Source organism: Lactobacillus rizhaonensis, from assembly GCF_036246345.1.
GTDB classification, from domain to species: Bacteria; Bacillota; Bacilli; order Lactobacillales; family Lactobacillaceae; genus Lactobacillus; species Lactobacillus rizhaonensis.
Map to the genome: position 1 here is coordinate 460,432 of NZ_BTTV01000001.1, position 20,815 is coordinate 481,246.

At 36.7% G+C, this 20,815-nt stretch carries 18 protein-coding genes; 1 reads left to right on the forward strand and 17 read right to left on the reverse strand.

The window, feature by feature from the left end; translation table 11 throughout:
* Positions 1-7: 7 nt before the first annotated feature.
* Both AAA915_RS02210 and AAA915_RS02215 read right to left on the reverse strand, forming a co-directional pair.
* Positions 8-325: a PTS sugar transporter subunit IIB gene (locus tag AAA915_RS02210; protein ID WP_294602031.1), complete on the reverse strand. Its 318-nt coding sequence runs from the start codon at positions 323-325 to the stop codon at positions 8-10.
* Between the two features lie 11 nt (positions 326-336).
* Positions 337-804 (reverse strand): PTS sugar transporter subunit IIA, encoded by a 468-nt coding sequence (locus AAA915_RS02215; RefSeq protein ID WP_338199487.1) that lies wholly within the window; start codon positions 802-804, stop codon positions 337-339.
* Positions 805-1,122: 318 nt separating this feature from the next.
* Here AAA915_RS02215 and AAA915_RS02220 point away from each other — a divergent pair, with 318 nt between their 5' ends.
* Complete coding sequence (locus AAA915_RS02220; protein WP_338199489.1) at positions 1,123-1,905, forward strand: DeoR/GlpR family DNA-binding transcription regulator; 783 nt, start codon at positions 1,123-1,125, stop codon at positions 1,903-1,905.
* Between the two features lie 35 nt (positions 1,906-1,940).
* On the opposite strand, the gene whiA is transcribed toward AAA915_RS02220, so the two are convergent.
* The 15 genes from whiA to hpf all read right to left on the reverse strand — a co-directional run bounded on the left by whiA (position 1,941) and on the right by hpf (position 20,737).
* On the reverse strand, positions 1,941-2,876 hold the full coding sequence (gene whiA, locus AAA915_RS02225) for a DNA-binding protein WhiA (protein ID WP_338199491.1): 936 nt from the start codon (positions 2,874-2,876) through the stop codon (positions 1,941-1,943).
* Positions 2,877-2,882: 6 nt separating this feature from the next.
* Positions 2,883-3,908, reverse strand: coding sequence for a gluconeogenesis factor YvcK family protein (locus tag AAA915_RS02230; protein WP_338199493.1), 1,026 nt, complete (start codon positions 3,906-3,908; stop codon positions 2,883-2,885).
* Between the two features lie 5 nt (positions 3,909-3,913).
* Entirely contained in the window at positions 3,914-4,792 is an 879-nt protein-coding gene (rapZ, locus tag AAA915_RS02235; RefSeq protein WP_338199495.1) for an RNase adapter RapZ, read from the reverse strand.
* A 94-nt stretch (positions 4,793-4,886) separates the two neighbouring features.
* A complete protein-coding gene (locus tag AAA915_RS02240) occupies positions 4,887-5,429 on the reverse strand; it encodes an HdeD family acid-resistance protein (RefSeq protein WP_338199497.1) in 543 nt (180 codons plus the stop codon).
* Between the two features lie 54 nt (positions 5,430-5,483).
* Complete coding sequence (gene uvrA / locus AAA915_RS02245; RefSeq protein WP_338199499.1) at positions 5,484-8,333, reverse strand: excinuclease ABC subunit UvrA; 2,850 nt, start codon at positions 8,331-8,333, stop codon at positions 5,484-5,486.
* Positions 8,323-10,365 carry an excinuclease ABC subunit UvrB gene (uvrB, locus tag AAA915_RS02250; RefSeq protein WP_294602045.1) on the reverse strand — a complete coding sequence of 681 codons (2,043 nt, stop codon included), beginning with the start codon at positions 10,363-10,365 and terminating at the stop codon, positions 8,323-8,325. Before uvrB ends, uvrA begins: the two co-directional genes overlap by 11 nt.
* A 99-nt stretch (positions 10,366-10,464) precedes the next feature.
* A complete protein-coding gene (locus tag AAA915_RS02255; RefSeq protein ID WP_338199501.1) occupies positions 10,465-12,189 on the reverse strand; it encodes a phospho-sugar mutase in 1,725 nt (574 codons plus the stop codon).
* A gap of 132 nt (positions 12,190-12,321) precedes the next feature.
* Positions 12,322-13,251, reverse strand: a complete 930-nt coding sequence (gene trxB / locus AAA915_RS02260; RefSeq protein ID WP_338199503.1) for a thioredoxin-disulfide reductase — start codon at positions 13,249-13,251, stop codon at positions 12,322-12,324.
* A 58-nt stretch (positions 13,252-13,309) separates the two neighbouring features.
* Positions 13,310-14,329: an NAD(P)H-dependent glycerol-3-phosphate dehydrogenase gene (locus tag AAA915_RS02265; RefSeq protein WP_338199505.1), complete on the reverse strand. Its 1,020-nt coding sequence runs from the start codon at positions 14,327-14,329 to the stop codon at positions 13,310-13,312.
* Positions 14,330-14,358: 29 nt separating this feature from the next.
* A complete protein-coding gene (gene lgt / locus AAA915_RS02270) occupies positions 14,359-15,195 on the reverse strand; it encodes a prolipoprotein diacylglyceryl transferase (protein WP_338199507.1) in 837 nt (278 codons plus the stop codon).
* Positions 15,192-16,154, reverse strand: a complete 963-nt coding sequence (gene hprK / locus AAA915_RS02275) for an HPr(Ser) kinase/phosphatase (protein WP_338199509.1) — start codon at positions 16,152-16,154, stop codon at positions 15,192-15,194. Before hprK ends, lgt begins: the two co-directional genes overlap by 4 nt.
* Before the next feature lie 17 nt (positions 16,155-16,171).
* Positions 16,172-16,453, reverse strand: a complete 282-nt coding sequence (locus tag AAA915_RS02280) for a hypothetical protein (protein ID WP_338199511.1) — start codon at positions 16,451-16,453, stop codon at positions 16,172-16,174.
* 8 nt (positions 16,454-16,461) lie between these two features.
* Positions 16,462-17,578 (reverse strand): peptide chain release factor 2 gene (gene prfB, locus AAA915_RS02285; RefSeq protein ID WP_338199513.1). Its coding sequence is split into 2 segments (ribosomal slippage): positions 16,462-17,505 and positions 17,507-17,578, totalling 1,116 coding nucleotides; the frame shifts between segments, so codons are not numbered across the junction.
* A gap of 80 nt (positions 17,579-17,658) precedes the next feature.
* Entirely contained in the window at positions 17,659-20,058 is a 2,400-nt protein-coding gene (gene secA / locus AAA915_RS02290; protein ID WP_294602059.1) for a preprotein translocase subunit SecA, read from the reverse strand.
* A 130-nt stretch (positions 20,059-20,188) separates the two neighbouring features.
* Positions 20,189-20,737: a ribosome hibernation-promoting factor, HPF/YfiA family gene (gene hpf, locus AAA915_RS02295; protein ID WP_046324605.1), complete on the reverse strand. Its 549-nt coding sequence runs from the start codon at positions 20,735-20,737 to the stop codon at positions 20,189-20,191.
* Positions 20,738-20,815 lie beyond the last annotated feature (78 nt).

Below are 20,815 nucleotides of genomic sequence, written 5' to 3' on the forward strand. Positions count from 1 at the left end.
CCTTTCTTTATGACCTGCTTTTTAATGTCATCATGGCATTAACTAGTTCTAAATAAGTATTGTCACCTTTTGATCCTGTCAAAATATCAACACCATTAACTTCCGGAATACCTTCTTTTTTGCATATGTCATGAATTTCAGGTGTGGGCTTTGCTAGCCATACATAAATATCATAATTAGGTAACACACTAGGTAGTTGCTTAAAATCTGTTGCTTCAACATCAACTCCCTTTACCGAATGATCCTCTAAAAATGACTTCACTGTCCCTACAACAGTTTCACTAGTAGCAATTCCACTTCCACATGCAACGACAATTTTTAACATGACAAACTCCTTTAAAATCGATCTCTTAAAAACTCATAAACTTTATCAGGTTGTGACAATCCTTTAAATGAGTTGACAAAGCTTTTATCATTCATTAATTGCATAAATCTTTGTAATAACTTGACTTGCAAATCCTGCTTTTCTTTGACAATTCCTAAAAAGAAAAAATATTGACTTTTCATATCTTCATTAGTCCCCATTTGTTTCATGTTGATTTGAGAAGTGGTTTTCACAACAGCTATAAATGCCTTTTTTACATTTTCTGGATTAGCATGTGGTAAAGCAATAGGTAAATACTGCGTATTTAGCCCAGTAGGAAATTCTTTTTCTCTTTCAGTTAAAGCCTTAAAATAACTTGTCTCCACTACATTAGCACCCTCAAGCCTATTTGCTATCTTTTGATATAAATCCGTGCAACTATCTGCATGAATATTCCAAAAAACAAGATCATGGTCAAATAAATTTGCGTAACTACTCATTGAATCCTCCTTTTGTTCATTTGTTCGAACTTTTATGAACTTTATATTTACAATAAGATTATAAAACGCTTCCAATATCATTTCAAGAGTTTTTTTAAGCAAATATCATTATTTGTTCAAAAATGTTCAAGTTTTTAGTTAACATAGACAAAAATTTATATATAAGTATTTATGGCTTGTAAAAGCTATAATTAATTTTGTTAAGATACTTAACTTGATAACCTTACTGGGATATGAAGGCTGAAAAACTTTAATATCTTCATATTTAGTTTCTTTTGTTAATATGTTATTTTTATTATTGAATAACTGGGGGAATTTATGTTGAATGTTTCAAAAGCAGATCGATTACAGCAAATAATCGAAATTTTAGCTAAAAATAAGAGAATTAGTACTAAAAAATTACAAGAAAAACTTGGAATTAGTATTTCAACATTGAGAAGGGATCTTATGAGTTTACAGGCAACAAATACAATTAGCCGGACTCATGGTTATGTTAGCTTGCTTGAAAATTCCAATGTCGAAATTGCATATGCAACTAGGAAGAGTGAAAATGTAGCTGTCAAGAATAAACTTTGTAAGTACGCAGCTGATTTAATTACTAACGGGGCCGCAATTTTTTTAGATGGATCATCTACTTTAACTTTTTTGCCTAAGTATTTTGCTGGAAAAGAAAATTTGCATATTATTACGAATAATATCAATATTGTTGACGAAGTAACACAATTAGAAAATATTGATATCTCAGTTTTAGGGGGCCAAATATCAAACCGTTCTAATTCAATTTTGGGTCCAAAAGCAATTGCTGATCTTGATAATAATTACCGCCCTAACTTAAATTTCATTTCATGCAGTTCAATTGATGAGAATGGAATATATATGGCAGATGAAAGCCAAACATACATGAAGAGAGCTGCAATAGACAAATCACAAAAGACAATATTATTAATTGATCATACTAAGTTTGGCAAAAAAGACTATATTCTTCTATCAGATTTTAATTCAAAAAAAATTCAAACTATTATCACTGATAAAACTCCACCAATCAATATTGCCAAGGGCATTATGAACAATGGCATCGATCTTATCATTACTTCAACATAATAAAAAAAGAAACTCATCAATTGATGAGTTTCTTTTTATTGTTCTAAATTTGCAGCTATATCATGAATCTTTTTAAATCGATGATTAACTCCAGATTTCGATATTGGACCATCTGGCACCTGCTGTGCTATTTCTTTTAATGACAGTTCAGGCTCTTCTAGTCGCAATCGAGCTAATCCCTGCAATTTTTCGGGAATGTTTTCTAGCCCGATTTTACGTTCAATTAACTCAATATCTTCAACCTGCTTTGCTGCTGCATTAGCCGTCTTCTTTAAATTAGCTGTATCACAATTGACTAATCTATTAACAGAATTACGCATATCGCGCATAATGCGCAAATCTTCAAAAGACAGCATTGCATTTAATGCTCCAACAATATGCAAAAAGTCGCCAATTTTTTCGGCTTCCTTTAAATAAACAATATAGCCTCGCCTTCTAGGTGTGCTTTTAGCATTCAGATTAAAGCGATCATTCATAATATGAAGCAAATCGTCATTGTGGTCTTTATAGATAGAATATATCTCTAAATGATACCGGCTCGTATTAGGATTATTCACACTACCACTGGCCAAAAATGCACCACGTAGATAAGACATTGCCCCTTCCCGTGAATTAATTATTCTTTTAGGAATTCTAGTAATTAAATTCAAAGTTGGCGTCAGAATTTCCAAGTTATTCAGTATTTCTTTAACATGATTTTGAAGTCGCACCAAGTATTGATTATTTTTTTTCAGCTTCATTTTGCGAGAAACTATCAGCTGAGGTTCAACTTTATACGCAGTTTTTATTAATGAAAAAATACGTCTAGCTATAGCAGGATTTTCAGTAGTGATATCAAGGCTAAATTGGTGCTCATGAAAATTCAAAACGCCATTCATACGCAAGAAAGCAGCCAGTTCAGCTTTGGCATGTTCGCGGTGAATCGGCAACGAAGTCAACTCTTTTTTTACGTTACTAGCATAACTGGCCATTATTTATTATTCCTTCCTGCGAGACATTGCTGCGAATGCCAGGTTGATGATCTCCTTTGCTACCTTCTTACCATCATGAAAAACCAACCCGCTACGTTGGTCAATGAAATCATCGGTAATTACACGGCAGCCTTGCTCACGCAATCCCTTAAAATCGTTTTTTACGGGTTCAATGTATGCATCATAATCATTAGGATTAAACTTAGTCATGTCAATTTTGGCGCCATTGACTAAAGTGGTAGTAATATAATGTCCACCCAAATGAGCATTAATTACTCTAACATGATCACAATCAGAAAAGTGATCGGTTTCACCAAGTTGCGTCATAATATTGCAAATATATATCACTTCTGCACTGGTTTTTCTAACAGCTTCACCTAAATTAGGAATCATCAGATTAGGTAAGATCGAAGTAAACAAACTACCTGGTCCCAACACTACAGCATCAGCATTTTCAACAGCTTCCAATACTTGAGGCACAGCTTCTGGTTCAGATTTTGAATCTGTATTAGTAACCCAAACCCTTTTTATCCGCTTATCTTTATCAGTGATTTCCTTTTCTCCCGCCTGGATAGAACCATCGACAAACTCAGCATTAAGCGTTAAGGGTTCATTACAAGCTGGATACACATGTCCATCTACATGCATCATTTTAGACAATGCTTGCACAGCATCAAAAATATTGCCGTGCATCTCATTCAGAGCTGCAATAATTAAGTTACCTATGGCATGACCTGAAAAAAATGAATCTGAGGAATCAAAACGATACTGAAAAACATCTTTTTCTTCTTGAGATATTTCACTTAAAGAAACTAAAACATTACGTATATCACCAGGTGGTACGACATTAATAAAATTGCGAATCGAACCTGATGAACCACCATCATCCGATACAGTCACAATTGCAGTAATTTCAGCATCTTGTTCTTTAAGTGCATTTAAGACAACTGGCAGTCCAGTACCACCACCAATAACCACAATCTGTGGCCTTCTGCTTCTTGTTACGTGAATAACTTTTTCAGCATTCGTCATAAAAATCACCTTTTTCTAGCATAACGACTAATTTCACGGTGAGTAATATCAACTGTATAGTCTTCAGCCAAATCCTTTGCTAATTGTTGTGCAATTGCTACACTACGATGTTGGCCGCCAGTACAACCAATTGCAACAGTTAATTTGCTTTTACCTTCTTTAATATATCCTGGTAAAGCTTCTTTTAATAAATCTAAAAATTTTTGATAAAAACTACGCGTTTCTTTTTTGTCCATTACATAATCAAAAACTCGTTTATCAAGACCGGTAAATGGCCTTAATTCAGGTATATAGAAAGGATTAGGTAAAAACCGTACATCCATTACAATATCAGCATCAATTGGCATACCATATTTGAAGCCAAAAGATAACACTTCAATCGAAAAAGGTTGTTTATGTTTTTTACTAAATCTATTTGCCATCTCTTGTTTTAACTCTTTAGGAGATAAATTAGAGGTGTCGATTATGTCATTAGCGCGACTCCTTAATCTAGCTAAAATTCGTCTTTCTTCCAAAATACCATCTAGTAAACGACCATTCTTGGCTAATGGTGGAACACGTCTGGTTTCCTTATAACGTGCTACTAAAGTACTGTCTGATGCGTCAAGAAATACAATTCTTGTTTGAACGTTGCTGTTATCTTCAAGCGAATTGATTTCATTACCTAAATCTGTGTAAAACCGTCTAACTCGTAAATCAATGACTACTGCCACTTTAGAAAAATCATCCGAATTAACAATTAAATCCCAAAAACTAGGTAAAAGCGATGGAGGCAAATTATCAACTATAAAATAGCCCATATCTTCCAAAGCATGAGAAGCAACGGTTTTACCCGCACCACTCATTCCTGTAACAATCAATAGTTGCTTTTTGTGCTCAGCCATTTTCAAGCTACCCCCTATTAATAAAATTATACCATATCAGATTTTTCATAACTTTTTTGAGTAAAAAAAAAGTTCTAATGAACTTTTTTATTTATTACCGATTAACAAAAGCTGCAATAATCTGATTAATTCCAAAAATTAATAACCAGAATGACACTAACCAAATTAGTGTTAAAGCAGATAGTGCTGGATTAAACATCAGGCTAATTGCTATCAATAATCCTAGTATATTCAGTATCAGATTAAGCCAAAAGAAGAAATTAGAAATCCTTCTCATGTGCCATGAAAAAACTATTCCAGTAATTGAATCAAATAAGAACCAAAAAGCAAAAAGGTAAGCAATTGTTAATCCAGCAGCGTCGTATGAATAAAGAAACAGAACACCAATGATAATGTCCAATACCCCTGAAACAATTGACCACCAGCTAGAAGGGATAAAATACCGAAAACGGCTGTAAAATACCAGCCAAACAAATCCCTGGACAATAGAGACAATAGCGAATAGCAAAACGAATGCATGCAATGCTTTACCAGGATGCCGCAATAAAAATAACCCGGCAATTACCATTAAAATACCAGAAATAAATGCGGCCCAATTAAATCCGCGGTTTTGTCCGTAACTAGAAAAATTATCCATTTTTATTCCTCCTTGCGCTATATTTTACACTTTATCGCAAATAATTAATACTATTTAATTATTTTTTGCACTAGCCTTTTTTGTTAGTGCTATGTCACGCTTAAGAACTGGTTTTAAATACTGACCTGTATAACCTTCTTTAACCAATGCAACCTGCTCTGGAGTTCCAGTGGCAACTATTTGCCCGCCACCTTCTCCACCTTCGGGACCAAGATCAATTAGCCAGTCGGCATTTTTAATCACGTCCAGGTTGTGTTCGATTATCAAAACAGTATTGCCTTGATCAACAAGTCTTTGCAATACTTCGAGTAAACGCTTGATATCATCAGTATGCAATCCAGTTGTCGGTTCATCTAAAATATAAAAGTTCTTACCTGTTGACAGCTTTTGCAACTCAGCAGCAAGCTTCATCCTTTGAGCTTCACCACCAGATAAGGTAGTAGCAGATTGACCTAATTTAACATAACCTAAACCAACATCCACAATTGTTTGTAATTTTCGCGCAATTTTAGGAATATTTTTAAAAAACAGGCAGGCTTCGCTAATCGTCATGTCCAAAACTTGTGCAATATTTTTCTTGCGATAGGTCACTTCTAAAGTTTCAGAATTATAACGACTGCCATGACAAACTTCACACGGAACATAAACATCTGGTAAAAAGTTCATTTCTATTTTAATAATGCCATCGCCATGGCAAGCTTCACAACGGCCGCCTTTAACATTAAAGGAAAAGCGTGCCTTAGTGTAGCCGCGAAGTTTGGCTTCATTTGTTTGGGCAAATAAGGCTCTGATGTCATCAAAAACGCTAGTATAAGTAGCCGGATTACTTCTTGGTGTGCGACCGATCGGACTTTGATCAATATCTATGATCTTTTCAATATTTTGATAGCCACTAATAGTTTTGTATTTACCAGGTTTAGTTTGATTCCGGTTCAGTTTTTGTGCTAAAGCACGTTTCAATATCATGTTTACCAAAGTTGATTTACCTGAACCTGAAACGCCAGTAACCACAATTAATTTTCCCAAAGGAAATTCGACCTTTAGATTTTTGAGATTGTTTTCAGCTGCGCCAGTAACTGTAATTTTTTTACCACTACCTTTACGCCTTTTTAATGGAACAGGAACGAACTTTTTACCAGCCATATATTGCCCTGTCAGAGATTTTTCATTCCGTTCAACTTCTTCAGGCGTACCAGCAGCCATGACTTCACCGCCGTACGTCCCGGCACCTGGGCCCATATCAATCAAGTAATCTGCTTGCCTCATAGTTTCATCATCATGTTCAACTACGATCAACGAATTACCTAAGTCACGCATCCGCTTCAAAGCAGCAATCAATCTGTCATTATCACGCTGATGTAAACCAATTGATGGTTCATCTAAAACATACATTACTCCTGAAAGATTAGAACCTATTTGGGTTGCTAGCCTTATTCTTTGTGCTTCTCCCCCAGATAAAGTATTAGCTGAACGTGACAATGTCAGGTAATCTAGTCCTACACTATTCAGAAAAGTAAGCCTATCACGAACTTCTTTTAGTATTGGCTTAGCAATAATAGATTCCTGTTCGTCCAGTTTAATATTATTAAAGAATTCGAGAGCATGACTGATCGCTAACTCCGATGCCTCAGCAATATCCTTGCCATTAACTTTAACCGCTAATGCTTTACGATTTAACCTTTTGCCATGACATGTTGAGCAAGTAAGTTCTGTCATATATTTGCCCATAACATCTCGCATGAACTTGGACATCGGATGATAGTAACGTCTTTCAACATTCTCCATAGCTCCTTCAAAAGGTGCTGTAGTATCATTAACTCCAAAATCACCAGTAACATGAAACTTAATTTTTTTAGTTGAGCCGTGTAAAATCGTTTCTTTTTGCTTCTTAGTCAGCTTAGAAAATGGCTTATCAAGGGGAATCTTTAAAGCTGTGCATGCCTGTTCGAGCATTTCTCCGTAATACTTAGAATTCTTCCAAGGTGCAATAGCTCCTTCTTCTAAGGTCTTATTCTTATCAGGTATAACCAAATCTTCATCAACTGATAATTTAACACCTAACCCATCACAATCAGGACAAGCACCAAATGGTGCATTAAAAGAGAAAAGCCGTGGCTCCATTTCTCCTACAGTAAAACCACATTTAGGACAAGCATAGTATTCTGAAAAGTTAATCGTCTTTCCACCGATAACGTCAACATTCATATAGCCGTCTGATAAACGAAGAGCAGCTTCTACCGAATCAAAAAGCCGCGAACGAATACCTTCTTTAACGATTAAACGATCAACTACAATATCAATTGAATGACGCTTATTTTTTTCTAAATCGAATTTTTCACCAATTTCATGCATATCACCATCAACGATAACACGCACATATCCTGCTCTTTGTACGCGTTTAAAGACTTCTTTATGTGACCCCCGCTTAGATCTAATTACCGGTGCTAAAATTTGAATACGAGTACGCTCTGGCAAAGCCAAAATACGGTTAACCATTTGTTCAACTGATTGTCTTTCAATTAAAGTGCCATCGTTGGGACAAACTGGATGCCCCACTCTAGCCCATAATAATCTGAGATAATCATTTATTTCAGTAACGGTACCAACAGTCGATCTGGGATTATGTGATGTCGTTTTTTGGTCAATCGAGATTGCAGGATTTAAGCCATCAATTGAATCAACATCTGGCTTATCCATTTGCCCTAAAAATTGGCGCGCATAACTTGATAGCGATTGGACATACCTTCTGCGCCCCTCAGCATACAAAGTATCAAAAGCCAAAGAACTTTTTCCAGAACCTGACAGACCGGTAATAACAACTAATTTATCCTTAGGTATTGAAAGATTGATGTCTTTTAAATTATGTTCACGCGCACCCCGAATAACAATTTTATCATTTACCATTTAAAGCTTTTCCTTTTTTCTTAATTGGACTTCTAGTTGAGCTTTCCAATTCCATGATAGCATCCCGCAAGGTTGCAGCACCTTCGAAGTCAAGCTTCTTAGCAGCTTCTTGCATTTGCTTACGCAAATCCTTTATCATGGTTCTCTTTTGTTTAACGGTTAATTCGTCAAAATTCAAATCGGCAAAACTGTCGGTCTGAGTGTCTTCATCAGCAACCTTAGTAGCAGAAATAACATCTCTGATCGGTTTAACGATAGTTTTTGGTTTCATACCATGTTCTTCATTAAACTTAATCTGTAATTTACGTCTTCTCTGCGTTGCATCAATAGCCTCCCGCATCGAATCTGTGATTGTATCTGCATACATAATTACAGCCCCATCTGCGTTTCTAGAAGCTCGTCCCATTGTTTGCACTAGTGGTCTGTAGGCACGTAAAAAGCCTTCCTTATCAGCATCAAGAATTGCGACCAAAGAAACTTCCGGTACATCAATACCTTCACGCAATAAGTTAATACCAATTAAAACGTCATACTTGCCAGTACGCAAATCACGCAATATTTGCATTCGCTCCAGCGTTTTCACGTCAGAGTGAAGGTATTGCACTTTAATGCCCAGATCTTTCAGATAATCTGTTAAGTCCTCAGCCATTTTTTTGGTTAATGTCGTAACAAAAACACGTTCGTTCTTGTCAATACGTTTATTAATCTCAGCAACTAGATCATCAATTTGACCCTCAACTGGTTTAACCTCAATTTTAGGATCAAGAAGTCCAGTTGGTCTGATGATTTGTTCAACTTTATGATCAGTGCGTTCTAATTCATAGTCTCCCGGGGTGGCTGAAACATATAATATTTGGTTAACGTGCTTTTCAAATTCAGCCAGCTTTAAGGGCCTGTTATCAAGCGCTGAAGGTAAACGAAAGCCATAATCAATAAGAGTCTTTTTACGATTACGATCCCCGTTGTACATTGCCCTAATTTCCGGCATAGTCGCATGAGACTCATCGATTAAAATCAAAAAATCATCTGGAAAGAAGTCAAGTAAAGTATAAGGTGGTTCTCCTTCTTTACGGCCTTCCATATGGCGAGAATAGTTTTCAATACCGTTGGTATAGCCAACTTCACCCATCATTTCCATATCAAAAGTAGTCCGTTGCTTAATACGTTCAGCTTCCAGCAACTTTCCCTCGCCTTCAAACTTTTTCACTTGAATATTCATTTCTTGTGAAATAGCCTTGAGGGCCCGTCTCATTTGTTCTTCATTGGTCATAAAGTGCGTTGCTGGGAAAAGTGAAATACTCTCTCTTTCACCAACTACTTCACCTGTTAAGGCATCAACTTCTACTATTCTGTCAATTTCATCACCGAAAAATTCAATCCGATAAGCGTGGTTAGAATTACCTGCAGGAAAAACTTCTACAACATCTCCGCGGACGCGAAAACGACCACGTTGAAAGTCAATATCATTGCGATCATATTGAATATTAACTAAATCACGCAGCAAAGTATTCCTGTTATATTCTTCACCCTCATGAACTGTAATCACGCTCGCAGCATATTCTTTAGGATCACCTAAACCGTAGATACACGAAACTGACGCTACGACTATAACGTCGTTACGCTCCATTAAGTCACTGGTAGCTTGGTGACGCAATTGGTCAATTTCATCATTAATTGCTGAGTCCTTTTCAATATATGTGTCTGATTGCGGCACATATGCTTCAGGTTGGTAATAATCATAGTATGACACAAAATAGTCAACGGCATTATGCGGGAAAAACTCTTTAAATTCTCCATACAGCTGTCCCACCAAAGTCTTATTATGAGAAATGACTAAAGTGGGTTTATTTAGCTTAGCAATAATATTAGCCATAGTGAAAGTTTTACCAGTACCGGTAGCACCTTCCAAAATCTGTTCTTTATACCCTTTTTTAAAGCCAGCAGCCAATTTGTCAATAGCTTGTTGCTGATCACCTGCTGGATTAAATTTAGAAACGAGTTCAAATTTACGTTCTTCTTGTCGTTTAATCATCGAAAGACTCCTCGTAGAAAAAGTTGGACAAAATTGCCCAACTCTCATTTGACTTATTATATTTTACACTCTCGAACGTATTTTCGCATTATTTTTGTCTTATTTTAACAGTTTTGCCATTGCCTTTTGATAACTTTCAGCCGCATCATGAGCAGTTGCAATATCGGGCTTATTAACTCCGACATAGGCTTTAATTACTGGTTCTGTACCAGATGGTCTTAAGGCCAGCCAAGTTTCATCTGCTAAATAATATTTTAATACATTGGATTTAGGTAATCCTGCTAGCGGTTTAACACCATTCTCGGTAATTTCTTGCTGCTTTAAAAAATCTTGAATTTTGTCAACCTTAACCCCATTTATATCTTTTAAATGCTCTGAGCGCAATTTTGACATTAACTTTGCCATTTTCTTTTGACCACCAATACCGGGCATTTCAATGGCTTTAGTAATTTCATATGAAGTACCGTATTTTTGCCAAATTTCATTGAGACCATCTAGCACGGTCATGTTGCGCGAAGCATAATATGAAGCAACTTCAGCAAACATTAATGCACCCTGCATGGCATCTTTATCCCGCGCAAAAGGCTTGAAAAGATAACCGTAGCTTTCTTCAAAGCCCATTAAAAATTTGCCATCATGTGTTTTACTCATACGATCGATTTCTTCACCAATGAACTTGAAACCGGTCAAAACCGACTTGGTTTTAATACCAAAATCTCGGGCAATTTTAAATGGCATGCTACTTGAAACTACCGAAGTAATTAACTCATAATCAGGATTCAACTGACCATTATTTTTTAAATTAACCAATAAATAATAAATCATCAACGTAGCAATTTGGTTACCAGTTAGCACCTGAAAATCACCATTTTTGGTGCGAACGCATGCACCCATTCGATCAGCATCGGGATCCGTGGCAACGATTAAATCTGCATGTTTTTCATTTGCCAATTTTATTCCCGGATCAAAAACATCACGATATTCCGGATTTGGTTTTTTAGTTGTTGGAAATTCCGGATCAATAATTGCCTGGCTGGGAACCGGAATTACATTAGTAAAACCTCCTTGCCTGAATGCGCGATCATAAATCATTTTACCTGTACCATGCAATGGGGTATAAATAATTGTTAATTTATCGGCATTTTGCCGTATAAGGTCGGTGTTAACATTTACCGTTTTTAATTCTGCTAAATAAGCTTCATCAATGTCTTCACCAATCAGCTGTAAAGTTTTTTGTGCACGTAATTGCACTATGGGCGCTGCTTTAACGTTAAAAATATCTGTTACTTTTTGAGAATACTCAAAAACTCGCTCTGCATCTTCAGGACCCATTTGGGCACCATCAGCACCATAAACTTTGTAACCATTATATTGTTTAGCATTGTGTGAAGCAGTAATATTAATTCCTGCCGTAGCGTGTAAGTATCTAACAGCGAATGATAATTCCGGTGTTGGTCTTAAATCATCAAACAGATAAACATGGATATTATGGCTTCCTAAGATTCGCGCCGCATGTTCCGCAAATTCGCGTGAATGATAACGTGAATCAAAAGAAATTACCACCCCTTTATTTTGAGCTTGCTCACCTTTTTCATCTATCAACCGAGCTAAGCCCTCTGTTACACGACCAACAGTGTACAAATTGATGCGATTAGTTCCCGGCTCTAGTCTGCCCCTCATGCCGGCTGTACCGAAATTAATATCTTGCCCAAACGCATCTTCAACCCAATTAGGATTTTGACCAAGTTCAGACAGTTGATCTTTTAAATAATCGGGCAGATTTGGTGCCTGTTGCCATTTTTGAAATGTTTCTCTTACATTCATTTCAGTAATGTTCCTCTTTTTCTAGCATTTAATTCGTTTTCATAAATTATATTCTAGCATTTATCACTATCGCTATCTGTAAAAATAAAAAAAGAATTCATTTAAGCTGAATTCTTTTTGTAATCGTTATATTTACCGATCATTTAAATCTTGCAAATAATTATAAGCCTGTTGGCCAGCAATACTACCATCACCAACTGCATTGGCAATTTGGCGCAAGTCTTTTGCCCTTACATCACCCAGAGCAAAAATACCATCAACTTTAGTTCTCATATGGTCATCCGTTGGAATCCAACCATTCTCATCAGTTACGCCCAAATCTTTAAATGGAGCAGTTTGAGGAATAACACCAACGTAAATAAAAACACCGCGAGTCTTTAAGTGTTTTTCTTCACCGGTCTCTTTATCTTTATAGGTTACGCCAGTAACCTTATTGCCGTCACCATCAATAGATTGAGTTAAGCCATTCCAAATAAAATGCATTTTAGGATTAGCAAAAGCACGTTTTTGCAGAGTTGGTTGAGCGCGTAGTTGATCTCGCCTATGTATAACCGTAACGGATTTAGCACTTTGAGCCAAGTAAATTCCTTCTTCAATAGCAGAATCGCCACCACCTATAACTGCTATATCTTCATCTTTAAAAAAGGCAGCATCACAAACCGCACAATAAGAAACACCTTTACCGGAATATTCATCTTCACCAGGAACTCCTAAATGACGATGATCTGCACCAGTAGCAATAATTAAAGCAGATGCACTGTACTGGCCAGTATCTGTTTTAACTATTTTTTGGTCACCAGAGGTGGTTACCGATTGCACATCGCCATATTCAAATTTGGCGCCAAATTTCATGACAGATTTATACATTTTTTCACCCAATTCTGGCCCTTTAATCTCACTAAAACCGGGATAGTTATCAATTGCATCGGTATTATTCATTTGACCACCATACAAACCTCGATCAAGCATTAACACTGAAAGGTTTGCACGAGAAGCATAAAGAGCAGCAGTTAAGCCACCAGGTCCTGCTCCGATAATGATTACGTCATATTTTTCAGTCATAGTTTTACCCCCAGTACTTTCTTATTTTTCGTAAGTAAATAGTACAACGATTTGCATGTTAAAGTCTAATCTCCTGTTTAGGACTTCTACCCATCATTTTAGTAATTTCGTCATCAACATTAGAATTTTGGTATAAAACGCGGTAGATAGCTTCACTAATCGGCATATCAATGTTCTTTTCTGCACATAATTCATGCACGGCCTTTACTGTTGTGGCACCTTCTACAACCTGACCCATATTTTGCAAGACATAGTCGAGGCTCTTACCTTCACCTAATTGCTTACCACAGCGCCAATTACGGGAATTAACAGATGTACAAGTCACAATCAGATCACCAATTCCTGCAAGACCACTAAAAGTCATTGGGTTGGCACCAAAGTAATTAACTCCTAAGCGCGTAATCTCTGCTAATCCTCGTGTCATTAAAGCAGCTTTAGCATCGTCACCATAATGTTTACCAACTAAAATCCCTGCCGCAATAGCAATAACATTTTTAACCGCACCAGCCACTTCAACACCAATCAAGTCACTATTGGTATATAAACGGAAATAATCATTTGAAAATAACTGTTGCACTTTTTGTGCGTTTGCCATGCTGGTTGAAGCACATGAAATGGCAGTCAAATCTTTTTGAGCAACACTTTCAGCGTGGCTAGGTCCAGATATAGCTACAATTTTATCCTCATCATCGGGATAAATTTCTTCTGTTAAAATTTCTGATATCAGTTTTTTAGAACCAGGTTCAATACCCTTCGTCGCAGTAACTATAAGCGGCTTGGCATTAGTTTGCTTTAAGATTTTACTTACATTCTTAGCCACACTGCGAATTGCTTGAGTAGGTAAAACAAATAAGACAATTTCAGCCCCTCTTAAGGCTTCGTTTAAATCACCTGTAGCAACGGCCGTTTTATTTACCTGCCAGTTTTTCATGTAATGCTCATTAGTATGACACTGGTTGATTTCGTCATTAACTTTTTCGTTATTACCAAATAAAACGATGTTATATCCTTTATCCGCAAGCATTGAACCTAAAACCGTGCCCCATGAACCTGCTCCTAAAACTGCAATTTTCGTCATTTTTTACTCTCTTTCACTTAAATAAATTATTAATCTCGACTATAAGGGTATTTCAAGCCACTGCCTTCTAGATACCATTTAGGCTTAACAACTCGTCTGCGATAAATAAATAATACTATAACCACAATCAGCAATATGACACTGAGCATTTGCGAAACCCGAATCGATCCCAAAAGATAAAGACTATCTGTCCGCATGCCTTCTACAAAAAAACGCACGACAGAATACCATGCCAAATAGAGCATAAATATTTCGCCTTGTTTAAACAGATGCTTCCTGTGTCTTAATAACAATATTATCAGCAAACCAATCAAATTAAAAAAAGATTCATATAAAAAAGTAGGCTGATAGTAAACTCCACCAATTTTCATCTGATTAATAATAAAATCAGGTAAGTGCAAGCTTTGTAAAAAAGCTAACGTTGTCGGTCCACCATGAGCTTCTTGATTAATAAAATTACCCCAGCGGCCTAATATTTGAGCAGCCATTACTCCTGGGGTAATGATGTCCAGCATCAGAAATGGTGGCAACATTCTCTTATAACAAAATACCAGTAAAACCGCCAGTCCGGCCAGTAGGCCACCATAGATAGCTATGCCACCATTCCAAATAGCAATTATCTCGCCAAGATGCTGAGAATAATAATTCCATTCAAAAATAACATAGTAAATACGGGCGCCCACATATCCAATAGGAACAGCCCACAATAGCAAATCCATGAAATCATCACTTTCAATTTGACGTTTACGACCTTCAATGATTGCCATTGAGACAGCTAAAATAATTGCCACAGCCATAATAACGCCATACCACTTGACACTTAGGTTTCCTAATTTAAATGCTACAGGATTAATGGTCAATATCATTTATTCTTATCCTTTGCTGAGTCTGCTTGAGAGTTTTTCTTAATTAATTTCGTTAAATTATTGTCAAAAGTTTTTGTAGCATTATAGCCGCTTCTCTTGGCGCGGAAATTCATAGTTGCAATTTCAATAATATCTTCCATGTTACGACCGACTTTAACAGGAATGGTAATTTGGGGAACTTCAACATTACAAATATCTCGTTTGCTTTCCTCAAAACCTAAACGATCATAATTAGCTTTATTATCCCAATTGACAAGTTTGATAACTAGCTGAATGCTTTCACGATTTTTAACAGCTCCAACACCGAATAAATCCATAACATCAATGATACCAATACCACGAATTTCCATTAGGTGTTTTAATATTTCCGGAGCTTCACCCATCACGGTTTCCACATCTTTTTGATAAACATCAACTCGATCATCTGCAATTAAACGGTGACCGCGATGAATTAAACCTAAAGCAGTTTCAGATTTTCCTACACCCGAATCACCAGTCAGTAACACGCCCATACCTTTAACTTCGACTAAGACGCCGTGAATTGTATCACGCACAGCCAGTCGCTCTCTTAAATATTCCGTCAAAATACTGGAAACATATGTAGTTGACTCTGGTGAAGAAAGAATAGGAATTTCCGCCTCATCAGCAGCTTGAGCTAATTCAGGTGGTATTCGCAGAGAACGCGATACAAAAAAGCAAGGCGTATCAGGGGTACAAAGTTTTTTAAAAACCTGCACTAAACTATCGTGGTCTAGTCTAGCGGCGTAAGAAATTTCTGTGCGCCCAAGTAACTGAATACGCTGACGGGGATAAAAATCAAAGTAGCCAGTTAACTCTAGTCCTGGTCTATAAATATCAGATACAACAATCTCCTTATTATTGATATATTGTTTTCCCTGCACAACGTGAACAATTTTATTATCACGAATTAAATTTTTTAATTTAACAGCGTTTGTCATTTCAAAATGCCCCTTTATTACTTGTCGACATCTTTAGTTTTAGCATCGCGTACTTTTTTTCGTTTTGGTTTAGTTTCATTATTTTCACTCCAATTGTTCCAGGTATAAGAACTGGAATTGATATCCGAGTGTCCATCATTATTATCATCATTTTTGGTAAAATGATTGATTAACCAGATAATGCCAATAATTACTAGGGCCGCAGGTAATATCATGAAAAAGATGTGAAATATGGCAAAAATAATACTTAGAATAACAACTGCTAATAATACTAATCCAACAATTCCCCAAAAACTCATCTAACCACCTACTCCGGATTTTCCTGGCTTAAAAGCCATTGTAAATATGCATAAACAAACGGTTGTAGTTTGCCATCCATTACACCACTTGTATCGGAAGTTTCATAGCCTGTGCGCAGATCTTTAACCAAATTATAAGGATGAAAAACATAAGATCTAATTTGTGAGCCCCAGCCAATTTCTTTTTGGTCACCTTTAAGCTCCTGCTTATGCTTACGTTTCTTTTCTTCTTCTAAGTGAAACAATTTTGCTCGCAGTTCATTCATTGCGGTTTCCCGATTTTGCAACTGTGAACGCTGTGCCTGAGAAGTAGTCACTATCCCAGTCGGTAAGTGCGTTATTCTGACAGCGCTTGATGTTTTATTAATATGCTGGCCACCCGCACCACTTGACCTGTAAACGTCGACACGAAGATCTTTAGGATCAATATCCACCTTAATACTGTCATCAATTTCTGGAATAACTTCAACTGAAGCAAAAGAGGTATGTCTCCTTTTGGCAGAATCAAAGGGAGAAATTCTCACCAAACGGTGAACACCATTTTCCGATTTCATTAGCCCGTAGGCATTTTTACCAGTAATCTTTGCACTAACGCTTTTAAGACCTGCTTCTTCTCCGGGTTCGTAATTACTAATTTCAAATTTAAAGCCGCGAATGTCAGCATATCTCTGGTACATTCGCAAGAGCATTTGGCCCCAGTCCATCGCTTCAGTGCCACCTGCACCCGGATGAATTTCAATCAGCGCATTGTGATCATCATATTTACCAGATAAGAGTAAATCTAGCTCATAATCATGAAACTCTGTTTGCAATTTTTGCAGATCGGTTTCAACTTCTTTTTGTAAATCTTGATCTGTTTCTTCACGAAGTAATTCCAGTGCTGTAGTTTCATTTTGGTAATCCTTTTCCAATTTGACCAAAGAATCACGTTTTTCTTTCAACACATTTGTTTCACTAATCAAAGTTTGTGCTTTTTCCTGATCATCCCAAAAAGTCGGATCTTGCATCTTATTTTCATTAACAATGATATTTTCATTTATAGAATCTAAGTCAAAGAGACCCCCTAAAGTGGTCTAACCGCTTTTTTAAACTATCCAATTCATTTTGAATGTCACTTATTTCCATATTTTTGCATTAGCTCCTTTATTTTTAATAAAATTTCAGTAAAAAAGAGAAAGCAGCTGCTTTCTCTCCCATCTTAACTATTAACGACTAAGATTTTGTCTAATTTCAGCTTTCATAAATAAACGAGTCACATCAAATTCAATATTTGATATCATTTCTTCAAACATGTTGTAGCCAGAATCCTGATATTCTACCAGCGGATTAAGTTGACCATAGCCCCGCAAACTAATTGACTGCCGTAATTGGTCCATGGCATCTATATGATCAGTCCACCGATCATCAACTACCCGTAAAATAACTACCTTTTCAAATTCAAGCATTTCTGAAGGATCAGCCAAAATCGCTTCTTTTTCTTCATAGTTGGCTTCAACAATATCATACAGTTTTTGCTTTAAGTCAGGAACTGTAATTGTTTTGAAGTCAATTGCATCAGTTTCTTCTTCGCTCGTTAAACTTGAAGAAATAAAGTCACGCAGTGAATCAAGCCGCCACTTACTGCGATCACCCTGTGTAAACATGTCTACTTGGCTATTAATGGTGCGACGAATCATTGGGATTAAAACATCCTTAAGTGACTTCTCTTCACCAATAACCTGCATCCGTTCACCATAAATAATCTCACGTTGAATACGCATAACATCATCGTACTGCAATGTTTGCTTACGGGTATCATAGTTATTACCTTCTACTCGTTTTTGAGCAGATTCAACTTGTCTAGTAATCAAGCGACTCTCAATTACCTTGTCATCATCATTGTCAGACAAACGGTCAAGGAAGTCTTTGACTCTGTCACCGCCAAAGCGTTTCATCAAATCATCTTCAAGCGAGAGATAGAAACGGGTAACACCAGGATCACCTTGACGACCTGAACGTCCACGGAGCTGATTATCAATTCTACGTGATTCATGACGTTCAGTACCTATGACAGATAGTCCGCCTAATTCTTTCACACCTGGCCCTAATTTAATGTCAGTACCACGTCCAGCCATGTTGGTTGCAATAGTGACTGCACCGCGTTGACCAGCATTCATGATAATCTGCGCTTCTTTAGCATGGTTTTTAGCATTCAAAACGGCATGGGGGATTCCTTCTTTGTCGAGTAATTTACTCAATCTTTCAGAGCTTTCAACCGCAACGGTACCAACTAAAACCGGTTGGCCCTTCGAATGCCGTTCTTTAATTTCATTAACAACTGCCGCAAACTTAGATGACAAAGTAGGATACAGAATATCCGGATTATCTTTCCTGATCAAAGGACGGTTAGTCGGGATAGTAATTACCTGCATGTTGTAAATTTCACGGAATTCTTCTTCTTCAGTTTTAGCAGTACCTGTCATACCGGCAAGCTTTTTATACATTCTGAAAAAGTTCTGGTAAGTAATCGTCGCCTGCGTCTTAGATTCTTCCTGAATCTTAACACCTTCTTTAGCTTCAATAGCCTGGTGCAGGCCATCAGAATAGCGCCGTCCCTGCATAACACGACCAGTAAAGGAGTCAACAATTAAGACTTCACCGTTTTGCACAACATAATCAATGTCTTTAAGCATAATGTAATTTGCTCTTAAAGCTTGATCAAGGTGGTGTACTAATTTCTGATTTTCAACGTCATACAAGTTTTTAAGACCAAAGTGATCACAAGCTTTTTGGATACCAGTTCTAGTTAAAGAAATAGTCTTAGTAGGCCAGTCAATTTTGTAATCGCCATAATCCTTGTCATCATCTGCATCATCATCACTCTTATCTTCTTTAAGAGTTTTAACAAAGCGATCAGCTCGAATATAGTCACCATTAGCCTGCTCAGCCTCGCCAGAAATAATTAATGGCGTTCTGGCTTCATCGATTAAAATTGAGTCAACCTCATCGATAATAGCATAGTTAAGTTCACGTTGAACCATTTGTTCCTTGTAAACAACCATATTGTCACGCAAATAATCAAAGCCTAATTCAGAGTTAGTCGAATAAGTTACATCACAATTATATGCTTCACGCTTTTCATCAGGAGACATAGCATTCAGGTTAAGGCCAACAGTTAAACCTAGCCATTTGTAAAGCTGACCCATTTCTTCGGCATCACGACTGGACAAGTATTCGTTAACAGTAACAACGTGAACACCTTTTCCTGTTAATGCATTCAGATACACAGGCATAGTCGCAGTTAAGGTCTTACCTTCACCAGTCATCATTTCGGCAATGTTACCATAGTGTAGCGCAATACCACCTAATACTTGAACATGAAATGGATATAAACCTAAAACTCTTTTGGCTCCTTCACGAGAAACCGCAAAAGCTTCTGGCAAGAGCGAATCTAAGCTTTCACCATTTTTCAATCTATCACGAAATTCAGGTGTTTTTGCCTGTAATTCTTCGTCAGAAAGCCGACTGTATTCGTCTGCATGACTTTCAACTTTATCTGCAATTTTTTCAAATTTTTTCAGTTCTCTTTTATCGTTATTGTATAGTTTCTTTAAAATGTTTACCATTTAATCGATCCTTATATGTAGTTAAAGTATAAAAACACATTATAATTTTACCATGATTAGCGCTAAATGAAAAATAAACAAAACAAAGACCTCACACTAAATGTGGGGCCCTTACTTGATAATATTATTGCTATTTGGTCTCAATCAAACCATAACGGCCGTCATTTCTGCGATAAACAACACTTGTACCACCGGTTTCACCATCTTGGAAAACAAAGAAATCATGCTCAAGCATATTCATTTGCAGGATTGCTTCTTCGGGACTCATTGGTTTCAAGCCAATTTGCTTATTACGAACAATCGTAAATTCATTACTCTCTTTGTCTTTTGAATCTTCCTCAGCGCTTTCAACGAAGAAATCATTAATTCCTTTTTCACGACTCTTACGATTTACACGTGTCTTATATTTTCTAATTTGTCTTTCCAATTTTTCAGAAACAAAATCAATACTGCGATACATATCGTCAGTTGTTTCTTCAGCTCTCAATACTAAGTATGGCAGTGGTATGGTTACCTCAACTTTAGCCTTATGATCACGATACACCTTTAAATTAACATGAGCAATCATATCTTGATTTAAATCGAAATATTTTTCTAATTTTTTAAGGCGCTTTTCTACGTAACTTCTTAAAGCATCCGTTACTTCGATATTTTCACCACGAACATTATACTTTAACATATGAGATTCTCCTTTCAACTGCTTATTGCAGTCTTATGTTACCTATATTATAGCAAAATTATAACAAAACATGAAAGC

What these genes read in the sequence shown, in the direction of transcription:
- lgt (WP_338199507.1), bottom strand. Translation starts at nt 15,195, where the DNA reads ATGATATTGACCATTAATCCTGTAGCATTTAAATTAGGAAACCTAAGT.
- AAA915_RS02230 (WP_338199493.1), bottom strand. Translation starts at nt 3,908, where the DNA reads ATGACGAATGCTGAAAAAGTTATTCACGTAACAAGAAGCAGAAGGCCA.
- uvrA (WP_338199499.1), bottom strand. Translation starts at nt 8,333, where the DNA reads ATGGTAAATGATAAAATTGTTATTCGGGGTGCGCGTGAACATAATTTA.
- trxB (WP_338199503.1), bottom strand. Translation starts at nt 13,251, where the DNA reads ATGACTGAAAAATATGACGTAATCATTATCGGAGCAGGACCTGGTGGC.
- AAA915_RS02220 (WP_338199489.1), top strand. Translation starts at nt 1,123, where the DNA reads ATGTTGAATGTTTCAAAAGCAGATCGATTACAGCAAATAATCGAAATT.
- AAA915_RS02280 (WP_338199511.1), bottom strand. Translation starts at nt 16,453, where the DNA reads ATGAGTTTTTGGGGAATTGTTGGATTAGTATTATTAGCAGTTGTTATT.
- AAA915_RS02255 (WP_338199501.1), bottom strand. Translation starts at nt 12,189, where the DNA reads ATGAATGTAAGAGAAACATTTCAAAAATGGCAACAGGCACCAAATCTG.
- AAA915_RS02210 (WP_294602031.1), bottom strand. Translation starts at nt 325, where the DNA reads ATGTTAAAAATTGTCGTTGCATGTGGAAGTGGAATTGCTACTAGTGAA.
- AAA915_RS02265 (WP_338199505.1), bottom strand. Translation starts at nt 14,329, where the DNA reads ATGACGAAAATTGCAGTTTTAGGAGCAGGTTCATGGGGCACGGTTTTA.
- hprK (WP_338199509.1), bottom strand. Translation starts at nt 16,154, where the DNA reads ATGACAAACGCTGTTAAATTAAAAAATTTAATTCGTGATAATAAAATT.
- uvrB (WP_294602045.1), bottom strand. Translation starts at nt 10,365, where the DNA reads ATGATTAAACGACAAGAAGAACGTAAATTTGAACTCGTTTCTAAATTT.
- whiA (WP_338199491.1), bottom strand. Translation starts at nt 2,876, where the DNA reads ATGGCCAGTTATGCTAGTAACGTAAAAAAAGAGTTGACTTCGTTGCCG.
- rapZ (WP_338199495.1), bottom strand. Translation starts at nt 4,792, where the DNA reads ATGGCTGAGCACAAAAAGCAACTATTGATTGTTACAGGAATGAGTGGT.
- hpf (WP_046324605.1), bottom strand. Translation starts at nt 20,737, where the DNA reads ATGTTAAAGTATAATGTTCGTGGTGAAAATATCGAAGTAACGGATGCT.
- AAA915_RS02240 (WP_338199497.1), bottom strand. Translation starts at nt 5,429, where the DNA reads ATGGATAATTTTTCTAGTTACGGACAAAACCGCGGATTTAATTGGGCC.
- AAA915_RS02215 (WP_338199487.1), bottom strand. Translation starts at nt 804, where the DNA reads ATGAGTAGTTACGCAAATTTATTTGACCATGATCTTGTTTTTTGGAAT.
- secA (WP_294602059.1), bottom strand. Translation starts at nt 20,058, where the DNA reads ATGGTAAACATTTTAAAGAAACTATACAATAACGATAAAAGAGAACTG.